The organism is Inquilinus limosus (assembly GCF_051487185.1).
GTDB classification, from domain to species: domain Bacteria; phylum Pseudomonadota; class Alphaproteobacteria; order DSM-16000; family Inquilinaceae; genus Inquilinus; species Inquilinus limosus_F.
This window is the reverse complement of record NZ_JAHVDK010000022.1, coordinates 24,494-48,884: the sequence shown is the minus strand read 5'-3', so window position 1 is coordinate 48,884 and position 24,391 is coordinate 24,494. Positions and strand designations below refer to the sequence as shown.

At 68.7% G+C, this 24,391-nt stretch carries 22 protein-coding genes; 14 read left to right on the top strand and 8 right to left on the bottom strand.

The features are described 5' to 3' along the window. Nucleotides 1-28: 28 nt before the first annotated feature. Nucleotides 29-2,182 (top strand): thiamine pyrophosphate-dependent enzyme, encoded by a 2,154-nt coding sequence (locus tag KXR53_RS23425; protein WP_437377694.1) that lies wholly within the window; start codon nucleotides 29-31, stop codon nucleotides 2,180-2,182. Between the two features lie 5 nt (nucleotides 2,183-2,187). After that, complete coding sequence (locus tag KXR53_RS23420) at nucleotides 2,188-3,735, top strand: indolepyruvate oxidoreductase subunit beta family protein (RefSeq protein WP_437377693.1); 1,548 nt, start codon at nucleotides 2,188-2,190, stop codon at nucleotides 3,733-3,735. A 25-nt stretch (nucleotides 3,736-3,760) separates the two neighbouring features. Here the strand turns inward: KXR53_RS23420 and KXR53_RS23415 are convergent, their stop codons facing one another. Next, a complete protein-coding gene (locus tag KXR53_RS23415) occupies nucleotides 3,761-4,264 on the bottom strand; it encodes a MarR family winged helix-turn-helix transcriptional regulator (RefSeq protein ID WP_437377692.1) in 504 nt (167 codons plus the stop codon). A gap of 45 nt (nucleotides 4,265-4,309) precedes the next feature. After that, nucleotides 4,310-5,101 (bottom strand): cyclase family protein, encoded by a 792-nt coding sequence (locus KXR53_RS23410; RefSeq protein ID WP_437377691.1) that lies wholly within the window; start codon nucleotides 5,099-5,101, stop codon nucleotides 4,310-4,312. A 356-nt stretch (nucleotides 5,102-5,457) separates the two neighbouring features. Between KXR53_RS23410 and KXR53_RS23405 the strand changes: the two genes are divergently transcribed. The 6 genes from KXR53_RS23405 (at nucleotide 5,458) to KXR53_RS23380 (ending at nucleotide 10,188) form a co-directional block, all read left to right on the top strand. After that, on the top strand, nucleotides 5,458-6,246 hold the full coding sequence (locus KXR53_RS23405; protein WP_437377690.1) for an ABC transporter substrate-binding protein: 789 nt from the start codon (nucleotides 5,458-5,460) through the stop codon (nucleotides 6,244-6,246). A 70-nt stretch (nucleotides 6,247-6,316) separates the two neighbouring features. Further along, nucleotides 6,317-6,994 carry an amino acid ABC transporter permease gene (locus KXR53_RS23400; RefSeq protein WP_437377689.1) on the top strand — a complete coding sequence of 226 codons (678 nt, stop codon included), beginning with the start codon at nucleotides 6,317-6,319 and terminating at the stop codon, nucleotides 6,992-6,994. A gap of 41 nt (nucleotides 6,995-7,035) precedes the next feature. Continuing rightward, on the top strand, nucleotides 7,036-7,242 hold the full coding sequence (locus KXR53_RS23395) for a hypothetical protein (protein WP_437377688.1): 207 nt from the start codon (nucleotides 7,036-7,038) through the stop codon (nucleotides 7,240-7,242). A gap of 301 nt (nucleotides 7,243-7,543) precedes the next feature. Continuing rightward, nucleotides 7,544-8,818, top strand: a complete 1,275-nt coding sequence (locus KXR53_RS23390; protein WP_437377687.1) for an adenylate/guanylate cyclase domain-containing protein — start codon at nucleotides 7,544-7,546, stop codon at nucleotides 8,816-8,818. 54 nt (nucleotides 8,819-8,872) lie between these two features. Continuing rightward, the gene (locus tag KXR53_RS23385) at nucleotides 8,873-9,811 is read left to right on the top strand and encodes an adenylate/guanylate cyclase domain-containing protein (RefSeq protein WP_437377686.1); all 939 of its coding nucleotides are present in this window, start codon (nucleotides 8,873-8,875) and stop codon (nucleotides 9,809-9,811) included. An 8-nt stretch (nucleotides 9,812-9,819) separates the two neighbouring features. Then, the gene (locus KXR53_RS23380; RefSeq protein ID WP_437377685.1) at nucleotides 9,820-10,188 is read left to right on the top strand and encodes a hypothetical protein; all 369 of its coding nucleotides are present in this window, start codon (nucleotides 9,820-9,822) and stop codon (nucleotides 10,186-10,188) included. 42 nt (nucleotides 10,189-10,230) lie between these two features. Here the strand turns inward: KXR53_RS23380 and KXR53_RS23375 are convergent, their stop codons facing one another. The 5 genes from KXR53_RS23375 to KXR53_RS23355 all read right to left on the bottom strand — a co-directional run bounded on the left by KXR53_RS23375 (nucleotide 10,231) and on the right by KXR53_RS23355 (nucleotide 15,818). Further along, nucleotides 10,231-11,124 (bottom strand): amidohydrolase family protein, encoded by an 894-nt coding sequence (locus KXR53_RS23375; RefSeq protein ID WP_437377684.1) that lies wholly within the window; start codon nucleotides 11,122-11,124, stop codon nucleotides 10,231-10,233. Nucleotides 11,125-11,163: 39 nt separating this feature from the next. Beyond that, nucleotides 11,164-12,153: a substrate-binding domain-containing protein gene (locus tag KXR53_RS23370; RefSeq protein WP_437377683.1), complete on the bottom strand. Its 990-nt coding sequence runs from the start codon at nucleotides 12,151-12,153 to the stop codon at nucleotides 11,164-11,166. A gap of 49 nt (nucleotides 12,154-12,202) precedes the next feature. Further along, complete coding sequence (locus KXR53_RS23365) at nucleotides 12,203-13,213, bottom strand: ABC transporter permease (protein WP_437377682.1); 1,011 nt, start codon at nucleotides 13,211-13,213, stop codon at nucleotides 12,203-12,205. A 26-nt stretch (nucleotides 13,214-13,239) separates the two neighbouring features. Continuing rightward, the gene (locus KXR53_RS23360; RefSeq protein ID WP_437377681.1) at nucleotides 13,240-14,697 is read right to left on the bottom strand and encodes a sugar ABC transporter ATP-binding protein; all 1,458 of its coding nucleotides are present in this window, start codon (nucleotides 14,695-14,697) and stop codon (nucleotides 13,240-13,242) included. Nucleotides 14,698-14,924: 227 nt separating this feature from the next. After that, on the bottom strand, nucleotides 14,925-15,818 hold the full coding sequence (locus KXR53_RS23355) for a LysR substrate-binding domain-containing protein (protein WP_437377680.1): 894 nt from the start codon (nucleotides 15,816-15,818) through the stop codon (nucleotides 14,925-14,927). Between the two features lie 103 nt (nucleotides 15,819-15,921). Here KXR53_RS23355 and KXR53_RS23350 point away from each other — a divergent pair, with 103 nt between their 5' ends. The 6 genes from KXR53_RS23350 to KXR53_RS23325 all read left to right on the top strand — a co-directional run bounded on the left by KXR53_RS23350 (nucleotide 15,922) and on the right by KXR53_RS23325 (nucleotide 22,534). After that, the gene (locus tag KXR53_RS23350; RefSeq protein ID WP_437377679.1) at nucleotides 15,922-16,674 is read left to right on the top strand and encodes an SDR family NAD(P)-dependent oxidoreductase; all 753 of its coding nucleotides are present in this window, start codon (nucleotides 15,922-15,924) and stop codon (nucleotides 16,672-16,674) included. After that, nucleotides 16,667-17,533, top strand: a complete 867-nt coding sequence (locus KXR53_RS23345; protein ID WP_437377678.1) for a transketolase — start codon at nucleotides 16,667-16,669, stop codon at nucleotides 17,531-17,533. Before KXR53_RS23350 ends, KXR53_RS23345 begins: the two co-directional genes overlap by 8 nt. Continuing rightward, nucleotides 17,530-18,567, top strand: coding sequence for a transketolase family protein (locus KXR53_RS23340; RefSeq protein WP_437377677.1), 1,038 nt, complete (start codon nucleotides 17,530-17,532; stop codon nucleotides 18,565-18,567). The genes KXR53_RS23345 and KXR53_RS23340 overlap by 4 nt, the downstream gene beginning before the upstream one ends. A 13-nt stretch (nucleotides 18,568-18,580) precedes the next feature. Then, entirely contained in the window at nucleotides 18,581-19,456 is an 876-nt protein-coding gene (locus KXR53_RS23335; protein ID WP_437377676.1) for an NAD(P)-dependent oxidoreductase, read from the top strand. A 64-nt stretch (nucleotides 19,457-19,520) separates the two neighbouring features. Continuing rightward, entirely contained in the window at nucleotides 19,521-20,543 is a 1,023-nt protein-coding gene (locus tag KXR53_RS23330) for a TRAP transporter substrate-binding protein (RefSeq protein ID WP_437377675.1), read from the top strand. 98 nt (nucleotides 20,544-20,641) lie between these two features. Then, complete coding sequence (locus KXR53_RS23325) at nucleotides 20,642-22,534, top strand: TRAP transporter large permease (protein ID WP_437377674.1); 1,893 nt, start codon at nucleotides 20,642-20,644, stop codon at nucleotides 22,532-22,534. Nucleotides 22,535-22,808: 274 nt separating this feature from the next. Here the strand turns inward: KXR53_RS23325 and KXR53_RS23320 are convergent, their stop codons facing one another. Beyond that, nucleotides 22,809-24,359, bottom strand: a complete 1,551-nt coding sequence (locus tag KXR53_RS23320; RefSeq protein WP_437377673.1) for an alpha-N-arabinofuranosidase — start codon at nucleotides 24,357-24,359, stop codon at nucleotides 22,809-22,811. Nucleotides 24,360-24,391 lie beyond the last annotated feature (32 nt).

The following is a 24,391-nucleotide window of genomic DNA, read 5'->3' as shown; positions in this document are numbered from 1 at the left end:
CGACAGGGTTCGCCGGCGGAGGTCGCTGATGGCCGAGCGTTCATTCGCGCGTGAAGTCGAGGATCTGAAGCTCGGAGACGGCGACCTCTTCAGGGGTGAAGGCATTCTCGCCATCACCAAGGCCTTGCTGCAGTCCGGCGTCGCCTATGTCGGGGGCTATCAGGGCTCGCCGATCTCCCACCTCATGGACGTTCTGTCCGACGCCAAGGACGTGATGGACGAGCTCGGCGTCCATTTCGAGACCTCCGCCTCCGAGGCGGCGGCTGCGGCGATGCTGTCGGCGTCAGTGATGTATCCCCTGCGCGGCGCCGTGACCTGGAAGTCCACCGCCGGCACCAACGTCGCCGCCGACGCGCTCTCGAACCTGTCGTCGGGAGGGGTCACCGGCGGCACGCTCGTCATCATCGGCGAGGATTACGGCGAAGGCTCCTCGATCATGCAGGAGCGGAGCCACGCCTATGCGATGAAGTCGCAGATCTGGCTGCTCGATCCGCGCCCGAATCTGCCGTCTATCGTCGAGGCCGTCGAGGCCGGGTTCCAGCTCTCCGAAGCCTCCCGCACCCCGGTCATGCTGCAGGTCCGCATCCGCACCTGCCATGTGCACGGCCAGTTCATCGCCAAGGACAACAAGCGCCCGGCCTTCACGCTGAAGCAGGCGATGGAGAACCCGGTCCGCGACACCAACCGGATCGTGCTGCCGCCCGCCTCCTTCCTGCATGAGAAGGAGAAGATCGAGCAGCGCTGGCCCGCGGCGGTCGAGTTCATCCGGAGCCGCAGGCTCAACGAAACCTTCGGTCCGGCGGAGGGCGATGTCGGCATCGTCGTGCTGGGCGGGCTCTACAATTCGCTCATCCGCTCGCTGCAGCTGCTGGGCCTCGCCGACGTCTATGGCCATTCCCTCGTCCCGATCCATGTGCTCAACGTCGCCTATCCCCTGATCGACGATGAGCTCGCGGGTTTCTGCGCGACCAAGCGCGCAGTGCTGATGATCGAGGAAGGCTCGCCGGACTACATCGAACAGTCGCTCAACGCCATCCTGAAACGCCGCGACATCCAGACCCGGATCGCGGGCAAGGACGTGCTGCCGATGGGCGGCGAATACACCACGCCGGTGCTGATGAGGGGGCTCGCGGCCTTCCTCGAGGCCCATGCGCCGATGCTGCTGGGCAACCGGCCGCCGCTGCCGGATGCCTCGGCGGTGCTGGCCGAGCCGCGCGTCAAGGCGCTGGCCGAGGTGGTGCCGCCACGCCCGGCCGGCTTCTGCACCGGCTGCCCCGAGCGGCCGATCTTCGCCGCATTCAAGCTCGTCGAGAAGGAACTCGGGCCGCACCATGTGTCCGCGGATATCGGCTGCCACCTGTTCTCGATCCTGCCGCCCTTCAACATCGGCGCGACCACGATGGGCTACGGCCTCGGCCCGGCCTCGGCATCGGCCTTCAACGTCAAGGCGGAGAAGCGGGCGATCTCGGTGATGGGCGACGGCGGCTTCTGGCACAACGGCCTCGCCTCCTCGATCGGCAATGCCGTCTTCAACAAGCATGACGGCGTCATCCTGATCGTCGACAACTACTATTCCGCCGCGACGGGCGGCCAGGACATCCCCTCCTCCCGCGCCCACAACCCGCGGCGCAAGACCAACAACGCGATCACCGACGCGGTCCGGGGCGTCGGCGCGACCTGGGTGCGCCAGATCGACCGGACCTACGATGTGGGCCGTCTCCGCGACACCTTCCGCGAGGCGCTGACGACGCCGGAGCCCGGGCCGAAGATCATCGTCGCCTCCTCCGAATGCATGCTGAACAAGCAGCGGCGGATCCGGCCGCTGCTGGCCCGGGCGGTGAAGGAAGGGCGGCGCGTGGTCCGGCAGCGCTTCGGCGTCGACGAGGATGTCTGCACCGGCGACCATGCCTGCATCCGCCTGTCCGGCTGCCCGTCGCTGTCGGTCAAGCACACCGACGATCCGCTGAAGGACGACCCGGTCGCCGCCATCGACCAGTCCTGCGTCGGCTGCGGCAATTGCGGCGAGGTCTCCGAGGCCGCCATCCTGTGCCCGTCCTTCTACCGGGCCGACATCATCCAGAACCCGACCCGGGCCGACCGACTGCTGGCGCGGCTGCGCGGGGCGGTCATCGGCTGGCTGCAGCGTCGCCGCGAGAGCCGCCGCATCGCCTTCGCCGAATAAGCACCATGGCCGACGCGCTGCCGGATCGTTCGCTGCTGTCCCAGGACCGGCCCCTGGCCATCGCCATCCTGGCCATGGGCGGCCAGGGAGGCGGGGTCCTCGCCGACTGGATCGTCGCGCTGGCCGAGGGCAATGGCTGGGTCGCCCAGTCGACCTCGGTCCCTGGCGTGGCGCAGCGCACCGGCGCGACCATCTACTACATCGAGATGATCGCGGCGAAGCCGGGCGCGACTCCGGTCTTCGCGCTGATGCCCACCCCGGGCGATGTCGACGTGGTGATGGCGGCCGAGCTGATGGAGGCCGGGCGCGCGGTGCTGCGCGGCCTGGTGACGCCCGACCGCACCACGCTGATCGCGTCGACGCACCGCTCCTTCGCCGTGGTCGAGAAGGCGAAGCCGGGCGACGGCACCGGCGATCCCACGGCCGTGGTCGACGCCACCGGCTTCGCCGCCCGGCGCACCATCGCCTTCGACATGGAAGCCGTGGCCAGCCGCAACGGCAGCGTGATCTCCGCGGCCATGTTCGGCGCCCTGGCCGGGGCCGGGGTGCTGCCGTTCCCCCGCGAGGCCTTCGAGGCGACGATCCGCGCCGGCGGCCGGGGCGTGGAGCCGAGCCTCGCCGCCTTCCGCGCCGCCTGCGACCGGGCCGCCAGCCCCGGGACCGAGGCCGTCGCCCGCACGCCCGGGAAGCGCTTCGACGCGTTGCCGGCCGCCGCCGGGCACCCCGCACTCGACCGTCTCGTCCGGCGCATCGTGCAGGAGTTTCCCGCCGCCGCCCATCCGATGCTGTTCGCCGGCGTGAAGCGGCTGACCGACTACCAGGACCCGGCCTATGCGGACGAGTACCTGACGCTCCTGGCCCGGCTGCGCGCGGAGGACGAGGCGCGGGGCGGTGCCGCCAAGGGCTTTGGTTTCACCCTTGCGGCGGCGAAACACGTGGCCGTCGCGATGGCCTATGACGATGTGATCCGCGTCGCCGACCTGAAGATCCGCTCGCGCCGGTTCGAGCGCGTGCGCCGCGAGGTCGGCGCCGGCCCGGACCAGATCGTCTACACGACCGAATACATGCATCCGCGCATGGCGGAGGTCTGCGGCACGCTGCCGAGAGGGCTTGGTGCCTGGATCGAGGCGCGACCGGCCCTCTTCTCGCGGCTCGACCGCCTGGTCAGCCGCGGCCGGCGCGTTCGCACCGGCACGATCCTCTGGTTCCTGGGGCTCCAGGCCGTGTCGGCGCTGCGAAGGGTCCGGCGCGGCACGCTGCGCCATGCGCGCGAAACGTCGCATCGCGACGCCTGGCTGGCGACCGCGCTCGACACGCTGCGGGTCAACTATGACCTCGCGGTCGAGGTCCTGGAATGCCGGCGGCTGGTCAAGGGCTATTCGGACACGCATGCCCGCGGCGAGTCGAAGTTCGAGCGGGTGCTGTCCGGCCTGCCCCTGCTGGTCGGCCGGGACGACGGCGCGGCCTGGCTGCGCCGGCTGCGGCAGGCGGCACTGGCCGATGAGGACGGCACGGCTCTCGACGGCGCGCTGAAGACGATCGCGACGCTGTGACCGCCGGGGGCGGCACCCCAGCCGTTCAGATGTCGTGCTTGCGGATGTTGCGCAGGATCTTGTGCAGGGTGGCGACGAAGGCGACGTATTCGTCGCCGTCGACGCCTTCGAACATCTGCGTCAGCAGCGCGTACATGGTGGGCCACACCGTATCGAAGACGGCCCGGCCTTCCTCGGTGATGGCGATGTCGCGGACCCGCATGTCCTCGGCGCGCGGCTGCCGGCGGATATAGCCCTGCTCCTCCAGCGCATCGAGCGTGCGGCTCATGGTCGACTGCTCGGTGACCGCATAGACCGACAGCTCGTTGATCGTCAGCGTCGAGGAGATGCTGAGGATGGCGAGCGCCCGCATCTTGGTGGTCGTCATGTCGTGCGCCTTCAGCGCCTCGGACATGTTGGCGTTCCAGCGCGCCATCACCCGGTTCATCAGATAGGGCGCGAACTGGTTGAGGCCGATCTCGCCCAGGGTCGGACGCGTCTCGCCCTGCTCCAGCCGGCGCAGCACCGTTCCGGCAAATCTGTCGGTCATCGCTCCCATCTGCCTTCCAGTCTTCCGAGGGCTCGCGCCGGCCCCCTACCCTGCCTGGGGGACCAGCGCAAGGGCGCGCACGGGCGAGCCGGTACCGCCGACGAATTTCAGCGGCGCCGCGATCAGGATCGCCCCCTTCGGCGGCAGCTGGTCGAGGTGGCACAGGCTGGCCAGGCCGTACCGGTTCGCCTTGTGCAGCAGGTTGTGGGCGGGAAAGGGCGGGGTCATGCCGCCAGCCGATCCGGCATCGGTGCCGACCGTCTCCGAGCCCCAGCCGACAATGCCCTTCGACAGCAGGTATTCGATCGCCTCTGCGGTCGGCCCTGGCGAATGCGGGCCGTTCTGGTCGGCGTTCAGGAAGGTCTCCGCCGACCCGTTGCGCTTGTACCAGTCGGTGCGCAGCAGCACCCAGGTTCCGGCCTCGATCGCGCCATGCTCGGCTTCCCAGGCCTCGATGCTGTCGACCGTCAGCAGATAGTCGGGGTCGGCCGCGGTCTCCTTCGAGCGGTCGATCACGTTGGCCGGCGCCACGAAGCTCTTCGGCGGGATGCGGTCGGTGGTGCCGTCAGGGTGATCCCGTCCGGTGATCCAATGCACCGGGGCATCGAAATGCGTGCCCGTGTGCTCGCCGAGCTCGAGCCAGTTCCAGGCCCAGAACGGGCCGTTCTCGTCGTACCGCGAGATGGCATGGACCTTCACCGCCGGCGTGTTCCTGCCGATCTGGGGCGGCAGCTGGATCACCGGCGTCTCCGGGCCGAGCGGGGCGGTGAGGTCGACCACCCTGATCGAGCCGTCCAGCAGTGAAGCCGCCAGGCCGGCGAGATGATCGGTTGCCATGATTGCCTCCCGTTTTCGAATGGTTCTGCCCGGTCGATCCGCTCCCTCCGGGAGAGCGGATCGCGGTCCGCCAATTCTCAAACCTTAGGTCAGAATATCTGCAACCACAACTATCTCGGGCAATCTTTCCAGTACACAGCCCGCCCAAAACATGGAATTGCATAGGAGAAGCTTCAGGCCTAAAACAATCCGATTGATCGGGGATACCCTCCATGATCCCATAGCGCGACCAACGAGGCGGCGTTCCAGCCTGCCCGCCCAGCGAGCGGACGGCCATCGGCCGGAGCAGCGCCAGCCTCTTCAGCGACGAAAGCCAAGAATGCCCGCGATGCGGGCAAGCAGAGGAGGCGAGCACGATGAAACTCTTCGAGACGCTGGGGCTCCTGGTTGCGTTCGGCGTGGCGGCCGCATCGCCGGCGCTGGCCGAGACCATCACGGTCGGGGCCTATCCCGCCAATCCGCCCTGGGAGTACAAGACCGACAGCGGCGCCTTCGAGGGCTTCGAGGTCGACCTGGCCAAGGAGGTAGCCAAGCGCATCGGCGTCGATGTCGAGTTCCAGGACCTGGGCTTCCAGGCGCTGTTCGCCGCCACCAGCTCCGGGCGCATCGACTTCGCGATCTCCTCGATCTCGGTCACCAATGAGCGCCTGCAGAACCAGGCCTTCACCCAGCCCTATTACGACAGCGACGGCACCATCGTCGGCAGGGCGGACTCGCCCATCCATTCGCTGGACGACCTGAAAGGCAAGACGATCGGCGTGATCTCGGGATCGACCGGCGAGGCCTTCGCCAAAGCAAATGGCGAGAAGCTCGGCTTCGCCGAGGTCAAGAGCTACAACGCGCAGCAGGACCTGCTGCTGGAGGCGCAGAACGGCCGGATCGACGGCGGCGCCGGCGAGCTGGCCGGGTTCCAATATGCGATCAAGCAGATGCCGGCGCTGAAGATCCTGGTCCGCATCCCGACCGGCGAGCGCTTCGCCATGATGACGCGCAAGAACCATCCGCTGCTGGCGAAGGCGAACGACGCGATCAGCGCGATGAAGACCGACGGCGCCCTGGCCGCGATCCACAGGAAGTGGTTCGGGGTCGATCCGGAACCCGGCAGCAGCACGGTGACGCCGGGGCCGATCCCGCAGGCCCAGTAACGGCCGCAACCGGGCCGGGCGACGCCCGGCCCTTCCGTCACGCCACTGGGCGCGCCATCCGGTCCGGACCATGGAACTCATCGACACCTTCTTCAACGGGCCGGTGCTGCTGCGCGCCGTGCCGATCCTGCTGCGGGGCCTGGGCAACACCATCCTGCTGGGCTGCGTCAGCATCGTCTGCGGCACGCTGGCTGGGCTGCTGGTGTGCCTGGTCCGGCTCTACGCGCCCCGGCCGCTGCGGCTGCTGGCGATCGGCTACATCGACATCTTCCGGGCGCTGCCGATCCTGGTGGTGCTGATCCTGATCTACTACGCCCTGCCCTTCATCGGCATCCGGCTGTCCTCCTTCGTCTCAGCCACGCTCGCCTTGTCGATGGTGCTGGCGGCCTTCACCGCCGAGGTCTGCCGCGCCGGCATCGAGAGCATCCCGCGCGGGCAGTTCGAGGCCTCCGCCGCGCTCGGCCTGCCGTTCTGGCTGGCCATGCGCAAGGTCATCCTGCCGCAGGCGATCCGCGTCATCATCCCGCCACTCACCAGCAACTGCGTGTCGGTGTTCAAGGACACGGCCCTGGCCTCGGTCGTCGCCATGCCGGATCTGCTGAAGCAGGCCACGGATGCCCAAGCGCAGATGGCCAACCCGACGCCGCTGATCGGCGCCGCGATCATCTATCTCGCCTTCCTTTGGCCGCTGGTCCGGCTGATCGGCCATCTCGAAGCGCGCGCCAAGCGCCGCGCCGGCCGGTCCTGACCGCGCCCCATCCAGGCGGCTACAAGAACTTCTCGCCGCATATGGGCTTCCTCTGGGGCCGCTTCGACGCGCTGAAGCGGCTACCGACCTTCCGCGAGGACTTCATCCCGGACCAGCCGCCCTACAAGGTCGAGGCTGGCACCTTCGTCTATGAGAACGTCGCCGGCATGGATGCCTCGGTGCGTTATCTCGAATCCCTCGGCCGCGGCTGCTCCAAACCGGACATCACCGGGATCGGCGGGATCTGACCCTTCCCGACTTGGTTCGACCGAGGGGCCCAGAACCGGACATCGGCCCGCAGCTCCCGGAAGCGGACCTTGCGCAAACCGGCCACTGTCCAGTCCGAGTTGTCGGTTCGGCCGCCCCGAAGACGCCCGACCTGTTCATTCACCGATCGCTTCGCAATAGTGGGCGGGCGATAAGGCCTTCGTTCTCGAAAAACCCAGCATCGGCCGGCCCCAGCCCGCTGCCGTGGCGACCCGGTCCCGTTTGATGTTACGATGCTTTCTGGAGCTTAACCCATCGCTGCCCAGATGCGGGGCGCGCGTGATGGCCTTCGAGATTCCAGCCAATGAGACCGAGCGCCTCATCGCCTTGAGGAGCTACAACCTCCTCGACACGCCGTCGGAATACGCCTTCGACGAACTGACCGAGCTGGCGGCCCAGATCTGCGGCTGCCCGGTCGCCTTCATCAGCCTGATGGACGAGACCCGCTCCTGGGTCAAATCGAAATTCGGCCTGCCGCCCGCGTACACCGAGGTGCCCCGCGAGATCAGCATCTGCGCCTCGACCCTGTGCCATGGCGACGTGCTGTACGTGCCCGACCTGACCCGGGACGCACGCTTCAGCGATAATCCACTGGTGGTCGGCGAGCCGCATATCCGGTTCTATTGCGGCGTGCCGCTGATCAACCAGCAAGGCTATGCGCTCGGTACCTTCTGCATCGTTGATTTCGCTCCGCACCCGCTCGATCCCAGTCAGGTAGACGCGCTGCGCCGGCTGGCCCATCAGGCCGTCGCGCAGCTCGAGCTGCGGCGCAGCCTGGGCGAACTCAACCGGACGATGCAATCCCTGGAGCGGGCACGTGCCGAGATCGCCGAGGAAAAGGCCAAGTCGGATCGACTGCTCCTCAACATCCTGCCTGAATCGGTGGCCCGGGAGCTCAAGGACAAGGACCGGGTGACGCCGCATTACTACGAGTCGATCACCATCGTCTTCACCGATTTCAGCAAGTTCACGTTACTGGCCGAGAGCATGGAGCCGGCCCGGCTGGTTGACACACTCGATCAGTATTTCTCGATGTTCGACGAGATCGTGCGCCGGCACGGGCTGGAGAAGGTTCGAACCATCGGCGACGCCTATATGTGCGCCGGCGGGCTGCCCGAGCCAAACCGCCGGCACCCGATCGACGCCTGCCTCGCGGCGCTGGAGATCCAGCACCGCGTCCTCCGCATGAACCAGAGGCGCGAGCGGCTTCGCTTGGCGCCCTGGGAGATGCGGATCGGCCTGCACAGTGGGCCCGCGGTCGCCGGCGTCGTTGGCCGGCATAAGTTCACCTACGACATCTGGGGCAATTCGGTGAACGTCGCCTCGCGGATGGAGGAAGAGAGCGCTCCCGGCCGCATCAACCTGTCGGAAAGCACCTATTTGAAGGTGCAACGGTTCTTCGAGTTCACGCCGCGCGGGCCAGTCGAGGCCAAGAACATGGGCCCGCTGCCAATGTTTTTCCTAGACCGGCTCCGCCCCGAATTCGCCGCCGATGCCGAGGGCCACCTCGCCAATGACCGCCTCGGCGACGAGTGCCGGCGCCTGTTCGGCAGCTGAGAGATCGGCGGGGTTCGGCCCGCAGCCATCGTCGTGACCCGGCGGGAGATAGCCGTGCCGCAACATGTTGTCAGACGGCTGGCAGCAATCGTCGCACTGGACGTCGTTGGCTACAGCCGGCTCACCGGCCTCGACGAGGAGGGAACGCTGGCCCGCCTCAAAGGGCTGCGGGACGAGATCATTGATCCCGCGATCGCCGATGCCCATGGGCGCGTCGTCAAGACGATGGGTGATGGACTCCTGATCGAATTCCAGAGTTCTGTCGATGCCGTGCGTTGTGCCATAGCGATCCAAAGCCGGATGGCGATGCGCCGTTCTGAAACCGAGACGGATCGGCGCATGGAGTTGCGCATCGGCGTTCACGTCGGCGACGTTGTGGTCGACGACACCGACCTCCTTGGGGACGGCGTCAACATTGCCGCACGGCTCGAGGGGATCGCTCCCACCGGAGGGGTATCGATCTCTGAGGACGTCTGGCGTCAGGTCGACGGCAAGGTGCCCGCCAGCTTCTCAGACATGGGCGAGGTCGCTCTGAAGAACATCGCGCGACCCGTGCGCGTCTATCGCGCCCATCTCGGCAAGGACAGCGCGGAGCAGGCGCTGTCGCCTGCGATGCCTGCAGAGGAGCAGCCGACGATCGCCGTGATGCCGTTCGCAAATCTGAGCGGTGATCCGGAACAGGAGTTCTTTGCCGATGGCCTCGCCGAGGACATCATCACCACGCTCTCCAAGCTCTCGGGGCTGCGGGTGATCGCCCGCAATTCCAGCTTCGTCTACAAGGGTCATGTGGCCGACGTCCGGGACGTGGCCAGGCAGCTGGGCGTGCGCCATGTCCTGGAGGGCAGCGTCCGCCGGAGCGGCACCCGCATGCGCATCTCGGTGCAGCTCATCGATGGGCGATCCGCTCGACCGGATCAGCCGCGACCAGGAGGACGTCGCTGCGGTGTTCAGGCGGCTGCGCTTCGCCGGGGTTGGCATCGCTCGATCGGATGAGAGAGCTGGTGGCCGAGCAGGACCGGCTGCGGCAGCGCCTGGCCGATGCAGAGGAGCCGCCGGACGTGCACCCGAACATCGCCGAGCTGTTCCGGTGGAAGGTGGAGCGGCTGGCCGAGGCGCTGGACTATCCGGAGGACCGCCGCGAAGCGGCAGACGCCCTGCGGGCGGTGATCGCCGGCATCACGTTGCGTCCCGGTCCGGAGCGCGGCGGGCTCCATGCCGCGCTGCATGGCGACCTGGGCACGATCCTGAGCTGGTTGGGCCGGGGTGGCGGCAAGGCTGGGACCCCAAAGCAAGAAGCCGCCCGTCCGGGGGCGGGGGCTTGCAGGGATCGGTGGTTGCGGGGACACGTAACCAACGATTCTTGCGGCTGATCGAGCGGCACATTCCACGATGTGCTGCATAATCGAAAACGATCAGAGCCTATAGAACCGCTCTGCGTTGTCGTGAAACAACCGCCGCCGCTCCTCCCACGAGAAGCCGAAAGTGATCTGCTTGAACGCGTCGAAGATCGCGTCGTAGCTGCTGAACAGCTTGTCGACCGGGAAGTTGCTGGCGAACATGCAGCGGTCGACGCCGAAGGCCTCGATCGCCGAGAGGACATAGGGCCGGATGCTGTCCACGGTCCAACTCCAGTCCCCCATGCCGAGGCCGGAGATCTTGCAGGCGACATTCGGGGCCGACGCCAGGCGCCTCATGCCGGCCCTCCAGGCCTCGAAATGCTCCGGGCCGTCGACCTGCATCCCGGTGTGATTGAGGATGATCTGCGTGTCCGGAAAGGCCCGCGCGAGATCAAAGGCCTCCTCCATCTGCGGATAATAGATCTGCAGGTCGAAGGAGAGGCCGAGGCCTTGCAGCAGGGCGAAGCCGCGGCGCCAGTCCGGCTCGCGGCACACGCCGGGTCGGTCGAGATAGGTCTTCGCCGGGTCGGGATGATAGTTCAGCGACTGGCGGATACCCCGGACGCTGCGGAAGGCAAGATGACCTTCGAGGATCTCGCGCACATTCGGCAGGGCGAGGTTGGCGTAGCCGACGATGCCGTGCGGATAGCCGTGCCGGTCGGCGACGCCCTGCAGCCACCGCGTCTCGCCGACCGGATCGGCCGGATCGTAGCCGACGTCGAGATGCACCGATTTGACCACGTTCTGGCGGCTGCAGTCGGCGAGGAAATGGTCGACCAGATAGCTGCTGCAGATAGCGGAATAGTCGCCGAAAGCGCTCGGCTTCACCCCGTCCTGCAGCCAGGGATAGCGGTGGGTCTCGAGATCGTAGAGATGGTGATGGGCGTCGATGATCGGGAAATCGTCCATGGCGCGGCCGTCCTGGAGGTCCGAGGCTGAGAAGGCGGCTCAGTATTCGCCGGCCGAGGGCGGATAGACCCGCTCCAGCTTGGCCCGCGCCTCGGGCGTGCCGACGGTCTGGGTGGTGACCAGGACCAGCGGCAGCGGCAGATCCTTGGTCACCGGCGCCCCGGTCAGCGCATTGTAGACCTGCTGCACCGCCTCGATCCCCTGACCGCCGGCCTCCTGCAGGAACAGCCCCTGGACCACGCCGTCGCGCAGCAGCCTGACGGTCGTCGGGCTGCCGTCGGCGGTGGCGAGACCCACCTTGCCGACCAGCCCGCGCGTCTGCAGCGCCTTGGCCGCGCCCGTCGCCGCCTCGTCATACATGCCGTAGATCGCCTTGATGTCGGGATGGGCGGTGAGCAGGTCGTTGGCCTGGTCCACCGCCTCGCGCACCGTCAGCCCCTTGGTCTGCAGGATCTGGACAAGCTCGCAGCCCTCCGCCGCGAAGGACTCCTTGGCGCCGGCGAGATATTTCTGCGCGTTCTCGCGGTCCTGCGGCAGCGACAGCATGCCGACCTTGGTGCCGCCGCGCTCCTTGGCCAGGGCGCAGACGAACTTGCCCTCCTCCCTGCCGCCCTCGAGGTTGTTGGCGGTGACGGAGGAGGTGTAGTCGGTCTCGCCGGGCTGCGGGCCGATGCCGGTGAAGGCGACCGGGATGTTCTGCTGCTTCAGGAAGCGCAGCACCGGCGGCGTGCTGGTGGAGCTCACCGGCCCCATAACGATGGCGTCGACACCGCGGGTCACGGCCGTGCGCACATTGGTCATCTGGTCGACCGGCGAATTGTGCGAGTCCATCTCGATGTAGTCCATGCCGAGCTCGGCGGCCTTGGTCTTCGCCCCGTAGGCGACCCACTGCCAGTAGGAGATGTCGAGCGAGGGCGCGATATAGGCGACGGTGTAAGTCTTGCCCGCGGCCGGCGCCGTCGCGGGCGCCAGGGTTGCGGCGAAAGCCAGGCCGGCAACGGCCAGAGCCGGGATAATCGAACGACCCATCTGTGTCCTCCCTGTATCGATTGATTGTGGTGAAGCGGGCCCGGCCGGATCAGGACCGCAGCTTGGTGACGCGGTCGATCAGGACCGCGATCAGGATGACGCAGCCGGTCACCGCGCCTTGCCAGAAGCTGTTGATGCCGACCAGGTTCACGCCGTTCTGGATCACCGTGATCATCACGGCGCCGAGCATGGCGCCGATCGCCGAGCCGGTGCCGCCGAACAGGCTGGCGCCGCCGATGACGCAGGCGGCGATCGCCTGGAGCATCAGATTGGCGCCCGACGTCGCCTCCGAGTTGCTGATGTAGGACAGGCTGAGGAGGCTGGCGAAGGACGCGGCCAGGCCCGAGGCGACATAGACGCCGAAGCGCACCCCGCGCACCGGGATGCCGAGCAGCCGGGCGGCCTTGTCGTTGCTGCCGATGGCGTAGATCCACCGCCCGAGCACGAGCTTCCGCAGCGCCAGCTCCACCGCGATCACGGCGACGGCGCAGAACAGGAAGAAGTTCGCGACGCCTGGCACGATCTCGCCGCCGTTCAGCAGCCAGAAATCCGGGTCGAGGATGGCGATCGAATGGCCGTCGGTGATCACGAAGGCGAGGCTGCCGCCGATCGCATAGGTGATCAGGGTGACGACGAAGGGCGCGAGGCCGGCGAAGGTCACGAGGCCGCCATTGATCGCCCCGACGCCGAGGCCGACGCCGAGGCTGGCGACGCAGGCCAGCGGCCAGGCAAGGCCGGAGGACAAAGCGAGGCCGGCGACCATGCCGGTCAGCGAGAAGGTCGAGCCGACCGACAGGTCGATGCCGCTGGTCGCGATCACCAGGAACACGCCGAGCGACATCAGGATCAGCGGGGCGGAGGCCTGGGCGATGTTGGCGAGGTTGCCCCAGGTGAGCACGTGGGGAGACCAGAAGCTGACCACGACCAGGATCACGAGGATCGCCGCGGCAATGGCGATCTCGCTGCGATAGGTCCGGGCCAGCCGGACCGGCAGCGGTGCGCGCCGCGGCGTGCGGCTGCCCTCTGCACTGGCTGACGGCCCGATGATCACGTCGGTCATGCTGCCCTCTTCGCTGTCCATGGCCGTCACGCCGCCATCCCGGTGGCGCGCGCAAGCGCGACCTCGCTGACCTCGTCGCCGCTGAGGACCCCGCTCACCTCGCCGCGGAGGTCGAAGGCGACGATCCGGCCGCAGACCTCGGCGAGCTCGGCGAATTCGGTCGACCACCACACCACGACGCAGCCGGCGGCCGCGGCCTGCCGGATGATGGCGTAGATCTCCCGCTTGGTGCCGATGTCGACGCCGCGCGTCGGCTCCTCCAGCACCAGGATCCGGGGCGGGCGCTCGAGCCAGCGCGCGAGCAGGAGCTTCTGCTGGGTGCCGCCGCTCAGCGTCTGCGGCAGGGCGTCGACCGAGCCCGCCTTGATCGACAGCCGGTCCAGCGCCGCCTGCGCGGTGACGGCCTCCTGCCCCCTCGCGAGGAGACGACGGCCTGCGACACGCGCCGCCGCGACGATGTTGTCGAGGATCGGCAGCGCCGCGAGGATGCCTTTCCCGGCGCGGTCGCCCGAGACATATCCCACCCCGCTGCGCACCGCCTGGGCAGGGCTCGTGAAGCGCGCGGGCACGCCGTCGATGCCGATGGTCCATGTCTCCGAAGGGACGGCACCAATCAGGGCGTCGATCAGCGCGGACGGCCCGAGCGGCGCGCCGGCGAGGCCGAGGATGCTGCCGGGCGGCAGCCGCAGCGACACGCCCGGTGCCGAAATCTCGACAGTCGCGCCGCCGGCCGTGGCCGCGGACGCGGCGGCGCCGCTCCTGCCCGGGCCGGCGCCCTGCCCCATCGCCTCGACGATGGCCTCGTCGCCGAGCTCCCCGATAGGCGTGCGATCCACGACGGTGCGGCCGTCGCGCAGGATCGTGCAGACATCGGCGACCGCGCGGATCTCGGTCATGCGGTGCGACACGATCAGCGAGCTGATGCCCTGCCCGGCCAGGCGCCGCAGGATCGCGAACAGGCGCTCGGTCTCGGCGAAGGTCAGGTTGGCGGTCGGTTCGTCGAGCAGCAGCAGCCTGGCGCCGGAGCTGAGCGCCCGCGCGATCTCCACGAACTGGCGCTGATGCAGGTCGAGCTCGGCCACCGGACGGGCGAGCGCGTCGCCCGCCAGGGTGTCGTCGATCAGCGCCAGCGCCACCGCTGCCCGAGCTTCGTCGGTTGCGGACCGAACCAAACCAAGCCCGCGCTTGCGGTGCGGCAGGGCGATGTTCTCGGCGACGGAGAGATGCGGCAGCAGCGCCAATTCCTGGAAGACGACGGCGATGGCCGCGGCGTCGTAGCCCTCCTGCCCATCGACCCGGATCGTGCCGCCGTCCCGCCGGTGCGAGCCGGAGACGATGCGGATCAGGGTCGACTTGCCGGCGCCATTGCCGCCGAGCAGCGCATGGATCTCGCCGCGCCCGACCCTGAGGTCGGCCTGCTTCAGCACCGACGTGGCGCCGAAGCGCTTCTCGATCGCCAGGGCCTCCAGGACGAAGGGGCTCACGACAGGTGCCCCATGGTCGAGACGCGATCGGTCACGTCACGCGCCAGCGCGCAGCCCATCTGTCGCCCCTCCCGGCCATCCCTGTTTCTTGCCCGGGCCACGCTGACGGCTCGGCCCGATATCCCGCGTCGAGGCTTGCCCAACCGGCCGGGCCGGACAAACGGATTTTATGCAATCAATGGTGAATTCAATTCATCGGAACAGCGGCGAACCTGTCCCGTCCGCCGTCACGCCGGCAGGGTCGGGTCGAGGCCGAGCTGCGTCAGCAGCCAGGTGGCGAAGGCGCGCACCGTGTATCGCTGCCGCAGGGCGCGCGGATAGACCAGGTGGTGTCCGATATAGGTCACGTCCCGGGCGACGCCGGCCAGGGGCGCGACCAGCAGGCCGCGCTTGATCTCCCGCTCGGCCAGGCGGGTGGATTCCAGGGCGATGCCGAGCCCGTCCACGGCCGCGGCGATCGCCAGGAAGCTGCGGTCGAAGCGCATGCCGTGCGGCGCCGGCATGGTCATGTCGTTGGCCGCGAACCAGTCCGGCCAGCGCACCCGCTTCACCTCGCTTTGGATCAGCACCTGCCCGAGGAGGTCGGCGGGCGTGCGGATCGCGTCGGCGAGCTGCGGCGCGCACAGGGGCGTGACCAGCTCCTCGCCGAGCGCCACGACCACGACGCCTTCGGCCCGCGGCGGGCCGTAGACGATATCGACATCGAAATCGTCATTGCTGAACCGGGCATATTCGGTGCTGGCGGCCAGGCGGACCTCAATGTCCGGCTGGGCCGCGAAGAAGCCCGAGAGCCGGGGCGACAGCCATTGCGCGGCGAAGCTCGGCGCCGAATGCAGCCGGAGCAGCTTCGTCTTCCGGTTCGAGACCGCCTCCATCCCCCGCCGCAGCTCGTCGAAGGCGATGCCGACATGCCGCATCAGCATCTCGCCGTCGGGGCTCAGATGCACCTGGCGCCCGTCACGCTCGAACAGCGCCGTGCCGAGGGCCTGCTCGAGCTTCAGGATGGCGTGGCTGACGGCGCTCGGCGACAGGTTCAGCTCCAGCGCCGCCGCCCGGAACGAGCCATGGCGGGCCGCCGCCTCGAAGGCGCGGACCGAGGCCAGGGAGACATCCTTCAGCATCCGCTCGATGAACCAGATTCACCGATCGATGTAAAGTTCGCGTTTGTCCTGCACCGCCGGCCGCGGCCAAGACTGGGCTAAGGAGCGACCAAGGGAGGACGCCATGCTGCTCGCCGGCAAAACGGCCGTGATTTCCGGTGCGGCCAGTCCGCGCGGCATCGGACTGGAGACCGCCAGGCTGTTTGCCCGGCACGGAGCCCGCGTGGCGATCCTCGACCTCGACGGCGACGCCGCGCGCCGTGCGGCCGCGAGCCTCGGCGACGGCCATCTCGGCCTCTCCTGCGACGTCGCCGACCCGGTGGCCTGCGCCGCGGCCGCCGAGCAGGCGATCGCCGCCCTCGGCCGCGTCGACATCCTGTGCAACAACGCCGGCATCACCCAGCCGGTCAGGACCCTCGAGATCGCGCCCGGCGACTGGGACCGGATCCTCGACGTCAACCTGCGCGGCGTCCTGAATCTAAGCCAAGCCTTCATTCCGCATATGCGCGAGCGCGGCGGTGGCTCGATCGTCTGCATGTCCTCGGTCTCCGCCCAGCGCGGCGGCGGCATCTTCGGCGGGCCGCACTACTCCGCGGCCAAGGCCGGGGTGCTGGGTCTGGCCAAGGCGATGGCCCGCGAATTCGGGCCGGACGGGATCCGCGTCAACTGCATCACCCCGGGCCTGATCCAGACCGACATCACCGGAGACAAGCTGACCGACGCCATGCGCGCCGAGATCGTGAAGACCATTCCCCTGAACCGGCTCGGCGAGGCGGGCGACGTCGCGGGCGCCTACCTGTTCCTCGCCTCCGACCTTTCCGCCTACGTCACCGGGGCGGTGATCGACGTCAATGGCGGGATGCTGATCCATGGCTGACGAATTGCGCCCCGACGCGGCGCCGCATCGCGGCTCGAATGTCAGCCTGGCCGAGCGGGCGCGGCGCATCCGCCGGCACGCCCTGCGCATGGGCGAGGTGCAGGGCCAGGGCTACATCGCCCAGGCGCTCGGCATCGCCGACGTGCTGGCCGTCTCCTATTTCCACGCCCTGACCTATCGGCCCGAAGAGCCCGAATGGGACGGCCGCGACCGCTTCCTGCTGTCGATCGGCCACTACGCCATCGCCCTTTACGCCGCCCTGGTCGAAGCCGGGATCATTCCCGAGGACGAGATCGAGACCTACGGCAGCGACGACAGCCGCCTGCCGATGTCGGGCATGGCCGCCTACACGCCGGGCATGGAGATCACCGGCGGCTCCCTCGGCCACGGGCTCGCAATTGCCGTGGGCTTCTGCCTCGGCCTCAAGCGCAAGGCCTCGCGATCCTTCGTCTACACGCTGTTCTCGGACGGCGAGCTCGACGAGGGCGCGACCTGGGAGGCCGCGATGTCGGCGGGCAGCTTCGGCCTCGACAACCTGATCGGGATCGTCGACGTCAACAACATGCAGGCCGACGGGCCGTCGACCGGCGTCCTCAACTTCGAGCCGCTGGCCCCGAAATTCGAGGCCTTCGGCTGGTTTGTGCAGCGGGTGGACGGCAACGACATCGGCGCCCTGGTCCGCGCCTTCGACGCCGCCCGCGCCCATCCGGGCCGGCAGCCGCGGCTCGTCATCTGCGACACCCGGATGGCCAAGGGCGTGCCATTCCTGGAGGCAAGGGACAGAAACCACTTCCTGCGCGTCGACAAGGACGAATGGCAGCAGGCGATCCGGATCATCGATGCGGGGATGACGTCATGAGGCGCTCGAAATACGTCCGGCCGGCCCATCTCGACGGCGGCCCGGCAGGCGACAGGCCGCGCCTGACCACATCGGCGATGATCGCCTCCCTCGCCGGCCCCGACCAGCGCACGCGGCCGGCGCCGTTCGGCCACGCCCTGGCGGCGCTGGCCGAGACCCGGCCGGAGATCGTCGGGCTGACCGCCGATCTCGGCAAATACACCGACATGCACATCTTCGCGCAGAAGCACCCGGACCGCTTCTACCAGATGGGCATGGCCGAGCAGCTGCTGATGGCCGCCTCCGCCGGCCTGGCGCGCGAGGGTTTCATGCCCTGGGCCTCAACCTATGCCGTCTTCGCCTCGCGGCGGGCCTACGACTTCATCTGCATGGCGATCGCCGAGGAGAAGCTGAACGTCAGGATCGTCTGCGCCCTGCCCGGCCTGACGACCGGCTACGGGCCGAGCCACCAGGCGACCGAGGACATCGCGATCTTTCGCGGCATGCCGAACCTGACGATCATCGACCCCTGCGACGCGCATGAGATCGAGCAGATCGTGCCGGCGCTCGCGGACCATCGGGGGCCGGTCTATATGCGCCTGCTGCGCGGCAACGTGCCCCTCGTGCTCGACGAGTACGGCTACCGCTTCGAGCTCGGCAAGGCGGCGCTGCTGCGCGACGGCGCCGACGCGCTGATCATCTCCTCCGGCTTCATGACGATGCGTGCCCTGGAGGCCGCGGAGGCCCTGCGCGAGGATCGCGTCGAGGTCGGCGTCCTGCACGTGCCGACGGTCAAGCCGCTCGACGAGGCCGCGATCCGGCGCGAGGCGGCGCGCACGGGGCGGATGGTGATCGTGGCCGAGAACCATACGGTGATGGGCGGCCTGGGCGAGGCGGTCGCGGGTCTCCTGATGCGCTCGGACATCCGCCCCCCCGCCTTCCGCCAGATCGCGTTGCCCGATGAGTTCCTCGACGCCGGCGCGCTGCCGACGCTGCACGACCGCTACGGCCTGTCCGCGAGCGCCATCCGCGCGGCGGTCAGGTCCTGGCTGTAGCGGGGAAAGGCGAATGAAGAGAATCGCCTTCATCGGGCTGGGCGCGATGGGCGGGCCGATGGCCCGGAATCTGCTAAAGCGCGGCTTCCCGGTGCGCGGGTTCGATCTTGACCCGCGCGCCCTGGCCGAGCTGCGGGATGCCGGCGGCCTCGCCGCCGCCTCCGCCGCCGAGGCCTGCGCGGACGCAGATATGGTCGTGCTGATGGTGGTCGACGCCAGGCAGGCGGAAGCGGTGCTCTTCAGCGAAGGCGCCCTCGCCGCGATGCCTGCCGGGGCGTTGGTCTGCCTGATGGCGACCTGCCCCCCGCGGGCGGTCGAGGCGATCGCGGCGCGGGTGACCGCGGCCGGGCGCCGCTTCGTCGACGCGCCGGTCTCCGGCGGCACCGCCGGGGCCACGGCGGGGACGCTGACCGTCATGGCGGCGGCGCCGGCGGCGGTTTTCGAAGCGGTGCGCCCAGTCCTCGCGGCGCTCGGCGACCGGATCTTCCATGTCGGCGAACGGCCCGGCCAGGCGGCGATGGTGAAGACCGTAAACCAGCTGCTGTGCGGCGTGCACATCGCGGCCGCGGCCGAAGCCGTCGCGCTGGCCGGGAAGGTCGGCGTCGACGCCGGGACGCTGATCGAGATCCTCTCGGGCACCTCGGCGTCGAGCTGGATGCTGCGGGATCGCGGGCCGCGCATGATCCAGGACGATCCCGCGGTCTCCAGCGCCGTCGACATCTTCGTCAAGGACCTCGGCATCGTGCTCGAGGCGGGACGGGAGACCGGCGCCGCCCTGCCGCTCGCCGCCCTGTCGCACCAGCTGTTCCTGTCGACATCCGGCCGTGGCGACGGGCGGGCCGACGACAGCCAGGTGATCCGGGCCTATCGCGCGCTGAACGGCGGCTGAGCCGCGGCCCGAAACCAACCTGACGAAGATCAGGGCGCCAGACATCCATCCAGGAGAGGATACCATGACCCAAGACAGCCTTCGCCCCAGCCGCCGCGCCGTGCTCGCAGGCATCGCCTCGCTGCCGCTCGTCACCGTTCTGACGCAGCCGGGCGACGCGGCGGAGTTCGAGCTCAAATACGCGACCGGGCAGGACCCCACCCATCCGGTGAACATCCGCGCCCAGGAGGCACTGAGCCGGATCCGCGAGGCGACCTCGGGCCGCCTGGACATCAAGCTGTTCCCAGCCAACCAGCTCGGCTCCGACACCGATCTCCTCACCCAGGTGCGCAACGGCAGCGTCGAGTTCTTCAACCTGTCGTCGCTGATCCTGGCGACGCTGGTGCCCCTCTCTGGCATGACCAGCCTGGCCTTCGCCTTCAAGGACTACGACACGGTCTGGAAGGCGATGGACGGCGACCTCGGCGCCCATATCCGCACGGCGATCGCCAAGACGCCGATCTTCGCGGCATCGAAGATCTGGGACAACGGCTTCCGGCACGTCACCTCGTCCACCCGCGAGATCCGCGGGCCCGCCGACCTCCAGGGCTTCAAGATGCGGGTCCCGCCGGCCCCGGCCCTGACCTCGCTGTTCAAGGCGATCGGGGCCGCGCCCGCCCCGATCAACTTCAACGAGCTGTACTCGTCGCTGCAGACCAAGGTCGTCGAGGGGCAGGAGAACCCGCTCGCGATCATCGCGACCACGCGGCTCTACGAAGTGCAGCGGTCCTGCAGCCTGACCGGCCATGTCTGGGACGGCTACTGGGTGCTCGGCAACAAGCGTGCCTTCGCCCGGCTGCCCGAGGATCTCCAGGCGATCGTGACGAGCGAGCTCGACCGCTCGGCGCTGGACCAGCGCGCCGATATCGCCAGGCTCAGCCAGAGCCTGCAGCAGGAACTCACGGCCAAGGGCTTGTCCTTCATCGATGTCGACCGGGAGGCCTTCCGCACGGCCCTGGCCGGCACGTCCTTCTATGCCGAGTGGAAGGAGAAGTACGGCCCCGAGGCCTGGGGCCTGCTCGAACAGGTCGCCGGCCCCCTCGGCTGATCCTCCGGCACCGCCGGGCACGACGCCCCGCGCACCGCCCATCGGCCGCCGCGGCCGATGGCGGGCCCCTCCGTTCCCTCTAGACGGATCCGACCGCCATGGCGACGCATATGAACGACATGACCGCACCCGCCGAGTCCGCTCCGGCCGTGCCGCGCCAGCGGACGCCGGGCTGGATTGCCGGGCTGGATACCGTGGTCGGTGCTCTCGTCGAAGCCCCTGTCGCGCTTCTGGTCCTGGCGGAGGTCGGCGTGCTGCTGGCCGGCGTGGTCTGCCGCTATCTGCTGCACGAGCCGCTGATCTGGTCCGACGAGCTGGCCTCGATCCTGTTCCTCTGGCTGGCCATGCTGGGATCGGTCGTGGCCCTGCGCCGCGGCGAGCATATGCGGATGACCGCCGTCATCGGCTTCCTGGCTCCCCGGCCGCGGGCCTTCCTCGACGTGGTCGCCATCGCCGCGGGCCTGGGCTTCCTGGTCCTCGTCATCGAGCCGGCCTATGAGTTCGCCGCCGACGAGGTCTGGGTGACGACGCCGGCGCTGGAGATCACGAATTCCTGGCGCGCGGCGGCGCTGCCGGTCGGGATGGGCCTGATGATCCTGGTCGGGCTGGTGCGGCTGATCCGGGTCGCCGGCTGGCGCGATGCCGCGGCCGCCGTGCTGGCGGTGGCCACTGTCATCGGCCTCGCCGCCCTCCTCGGCCCGTCGCTGCGGCCGCTCGGCAACACCAACCTGCTGATCTTCTTCGTCGGCGGGGTCGGCGCCATGGTCTTCCTCGGCGTGCCGATCGCCTTCGCCTTCGGCCTCGCGACCTTCGGCTATCTGGCGCTCACCACCTCGACGCCGACACTGGTTATCATCGGCCGGATGGACGAGGGCATGAGCCATCTGATCCTGCTGTCGGTGCCGCTGTTCGTGTTCCTCGGCCTCCTGATCGAGATGACCGGCATGGCGCGGGCCATGGTCGCCTTCCTGGCGAGCCTGCTCGGCCATGTGCGCGGCGGCCTGTCCTATGTGCTGATCGGCGCCATGTATCTCGTCTCCGGCATCTCGGGGTCGAAGGCCGCCGACATGGCCGCCGTGGCGCCGGTCCTGCTCCCCGAGATGAAGGCGCGCGGCGCCAAGCCCGGTGACCTCGTGGCGCTGCTGTCGGCCACGGGGGCCCAGACGGAGACCATCCCGCCGTCGCTGGTCCTCATCACCATCGGCTCCGTGACCGGCGTCTCGATCGCAGCGCTGTTCACCGGCGGGCTGCTGCCCGCGGTGGTGCTCGGCCTCGCGCTGGCCGGGCTGGTCTGGTGGCGCTACCGGAGCGAGGATCTGTCCAGTGTCCAGCGCGCGAGCGGAAGGGAGATCGGCAGGGCGTTCCTCGTCGCCCTACCGGCCATCGCCCTGCCCTTCATCATCCGGGCGGCGGTGGTCGAGGGCGTCGCCACGGCGACCGAGGTCTCGACCATCGGCATCGTCTACGCCATCGCCGCGGGCCTGCTGGTCTACCGCCGCTTCGACTGGCGCCGGGTTTATCCGATGCTGGTCGACACCGCCTCGCTGTCCGGCGCGATCCTGCTGATCATCGGCGCCGCAACCGGCATGGCCTGGGCGCTGACCCAGTCCGGCTTCTCGACCCAGTTGGCCACGCAGATGCGGGAGCTTCCGGGTGGCATTCCCGCTTTCCTCGCCGTCTCCGTGATCGCCTTCGTGGTGCTCGGCTCCGTGCTCGAGGGCATTCCGGCGATCGTCCTGTTCGGCCCGCTGCTGTTCCCGATCGCGCGGGAGGTCGGGGTGCATGAGGTGCACTACGCGATGGTGGTCATCCTGGCGATGGGGATCGGCCTGTTCGCGCCGCCCTTCGGCGTCGGCTACTACGCCGCCTGCGCGATCAGCCGGATCCATCCCGACGAGGGCATGCGGCCGATCGTCGGGTATCTCGTCGTGCTGGCGGTCGGCCTGATCGTAGTCGCGGCGGTGCCCTGGATCTCGATCGGCTTTCTGTGAAGGTATCGCGCCGCCCTCGGCACCCGGAACAGGCTTGGCTTCCCTCTGAACGCTCCACACAACGAAGAATGCCCCGCTCTGGGCGGGGCTTTGGATCAGATATCGATGTTGATCGAGTTATAAAAAGGGTGGTTGCGCGGACAGGATACCACCGATTCCCATACAGCTTGGCGATCGCGGTCTAAGGTCGGCGCTCAAACCGCAATATACAAATGACGGCGACGAGCGACCGCGCAACGAGGTCGCGCGATCCGCGAGCACCTCGCCTATATGGTCACGCCGAGGCCGACAGCCTGATCACGTTCCAGGACGCAGGCCCGAGCGTCGCCGAGACCCGCCCACCCTCGACGCGCACACCGGTCAACGTGCGAGGCTGAACTCGATCCGGCGTCTCCCTGGTGTTGGTCGCTGAGAGATCGTCGTCGCGCATCTCCAGCGCCTCGTTAAGTTCCAGGGCGCCGAAGCCGCGCGCGTCGACCTCGATCGGAGCCGACTGGTCGAGGTGGCGGTTGAGAACGAACAAGGTCACGGCCCGGCCGTCCTCGTCATGGACCGCGGCGAGCTTGACATAGGGGACGGTCGGCAGCGGGAAGGTCAGGTCGGCGGTGCCGCGAGGGTCGTGATAGGTCGCGGCATAGGTCGGCGAGGCCACCTGCGCGTGCAGCACCCGGCCGCGGCCGAAATTGCTGAAATGGGCGAAGGGATGGAAGATCGTCTGCCGCCAGGCCGGGCCGCCGGTTTCCGTCATGATCGGCGCGATGGCGTTCACCAGCTGCGCCAGGCAGGCGCAGCGCACCCGGTCGGCGTGGTTGAGCAGCGAGATGCAGGCCCCGCCGAAGGCCAGCGCATCCTTCATGTTGTAGACCTCTTCGAGGATCTCGGGCGCCACCGGCCAGCCGAGCTTGGTCCGCCCTTCGCCTCTGCGGCGCGTGCGGTACCACACGTTCCATTCGTCGAAGCTCAGCATGATGCGCTTGGACGAGCGCCGCCGGGCCGCGACCGCGTCGACGATGGCAACGACCTCGTCGATGAAGGAGTCCATCAGGTCGGGGCTGGCGAGGAAGGCCGGCGTGTCGCCGGCATAGTCGTTGAGATAGGTGTGCAGCGAGATGAACTCGACATGCTCGAAGCTGTGCTCGAGCACCGTATCCTCCCAGGTGCCGAAGGTCGGCATGGTGCGGCCGGACGAGCCGCAGGCGGCGAGCTCGATCGTCGGATCGACCCATTTCATGAGCTTGGCGGCCTCGGTGGCGATGCGGCCGTACTCCTCCGCGGTCTTGGTCCCCATCTGCCAGGCCCCGTCCATCTCGTTGCCGAGACACCAGAACTTGACGCCGTGCGGCTCCGGCCAGCCATGGGCGCGGCGCAGGTCCGAGAGCTCCGTCCCGCCGGGGAAGTTGCAGTATTCGACGAACCGGCGGGCGGCGTCGCCGTCGCGCGTGCCGAGATTGACCGCGAGCATCGGCTCGAGCTCGGCGGCCCGGCACCAGTCGATGAATTCGTTGGCGCCGAAGGCGTTGGTCTCCGTCGACATCCAGGCGAGGTCGAGCCGGCGCGGACGCTTCTCGGCCGGCCCGACGCCGTCTTCCCAGTTGTAGCCCGAGACGAAGTTGCCGCCCGGATACCGGATGATGGTCGGCGCCAGCTCGCGCACCAGCCCGAGCACGTCGGTGCGGAAGCCGCGGGCGTCGGCGCGCGGATGTCCCGGCTCGTAGAGACCGCCATAGACGCAGCGTCCGAGATGCTCGACGAAGGCGCCGAACAAGCGGCGATCGGTCTCGCCGATGGCAAAGGCGCGGTCGATGGAAACCCTGACGGTCTGCATGGAGCACTCCGGGAAGAGTCGGATGGATGAAA

Bases quoted from the DNA above. Each gene is read 5' to 3' on its own strand.
- KXR53_RS23425 (WP_437377694.1), top strand. From the start codon at position 29: ATGGCCGAGCGTTCATTCGCGCGTGAAGTCGAGGATCTGAAGCTCGGA.
- KXR53_RS23420 (WP_437377693.1), top strand. From the start codon at position 2,188: ATGGCCGACGCGCTGCCGGATCGTTCGCTGCTGTCCCAGGACCGGCCC.
- KXR53_RS23415 (WP_437377692.1), bottom strand. From the start codon at position 4,264: ATGACCGACAGATTTGCCGGAACGGTGCTGCGCCGGCTGGAGCAGGGC.
- KXR53_RS23410 (WP_437377691.1), bottom strand. From the start codon at position 5,101: ATGGCAACCGATCATCTCGCCGGCCTGGCGGCTTCACTGCTGGACGGC.
- KXR53_RS23405 (WP_437377690.1), top strand. From the start codon at position 5,458: ATGAAACTCTTCGAGACGCTGGGGCTCCTGGTTGCGTTCGGCGTGGCG.
- KXR53_RS23400 (WP_437377689.1), top strand. From the start codon at position 6,317: ATGGAACTCATCGACACCTTCTTCAACGGGCCGGTGCTGCTGCGCGCC.
- KXR53_RS23395 (WP_437377688.1), top strand. From the start codon at position 7,036: ATGGGCTTCCTCTGGGGCCGCTTCGACGCGCTGAAGCGGCTACCGACC.
- KXR53_RS23390 (WP_437377687.1), top strand. From the start codon at position 7,544: ATGGCCTTCGAGATTCCAGCCAATGAGACCGAGCGCCTCATCGCCTTG.
- KXR53_RS23375 (WP_437377684.1), bottom strand. From the start codon at position 11,124: ATGGACGATTTCCCGATCATCGACGCCCATCACCATCTCTACGATCTC.
- KXR53_RS23370 (WP_437377683.1), bottom strand. From the start codon at position 12,153: ATGGGTCGTTCGATTATCCCGGCTCTGGCCGTTGCCGGCCTGGCTTTC.
- KXR53_RS23365 (WP_437377682.1), bottom strand. From the start codon at position 13,213: ATGACCGACGTGATCATCGGGCCGTCAGCCAGTGCAGAGGGCAGCCGC.
- KXR53_RS23355 (WP_437377680.1), bottom strand. From the start codon at position 15,818: ATGCTGAAGGATGTCTCCCTGGCCTCGGTCCGCGCCTTCGAGGCGGCG.
- KXR53_RS23350 (WP_437377679.1), top strand. From the start codon at position 15,922: ATGCTGCTCGCCGGCAAAACGGCCGTGATTTCCGGTGCGGCCAGTCCG.
- KXR53_RS23345 (WP_437377678.1), top strand. From the start codon at position 16,667: ATGGCTGACGAATTGCGCCCCGACGCGGCGCCGCATCGCGGCTCGAAT.
- KXR53_RS23340 (WP_437377677.1), top strand. From the start codon at position 17,530: ATGAGGCGCTCGAAATACGTCCGGCCGGCCCATCTCGACGGCGGCCCG.
- KXR53_RS23335 (WP_437377676.1), top strand. From the start codon at position 18,581: ATGAAGAGAATCGCCTTCATCGGGCTGGGCGCGATGGGCGGGCCGATG.
- KXR53_RS23330 (WP_437377675.1), top strand. From the start codon at position 19,521: ATGACCCAAGACAGCCTTCGCCCCAGCCGCCGCGCCGTGCTCGCAGGC.
- KXR53_RS23325 (WP_437377674.1), top strand. From the start codon at position 20,642: ATGGCGACGCATATGAACGACATGACCGCACCCGCCGAGTCCGCTCCG.
- KXR53_RS23320 (WP_437377673.1), bottom strand. From the start codon at position 24,359: ATGCAGACCGTCAGGGTTTCCATCGACCGCGCCTTTGCCATCGGCGAG.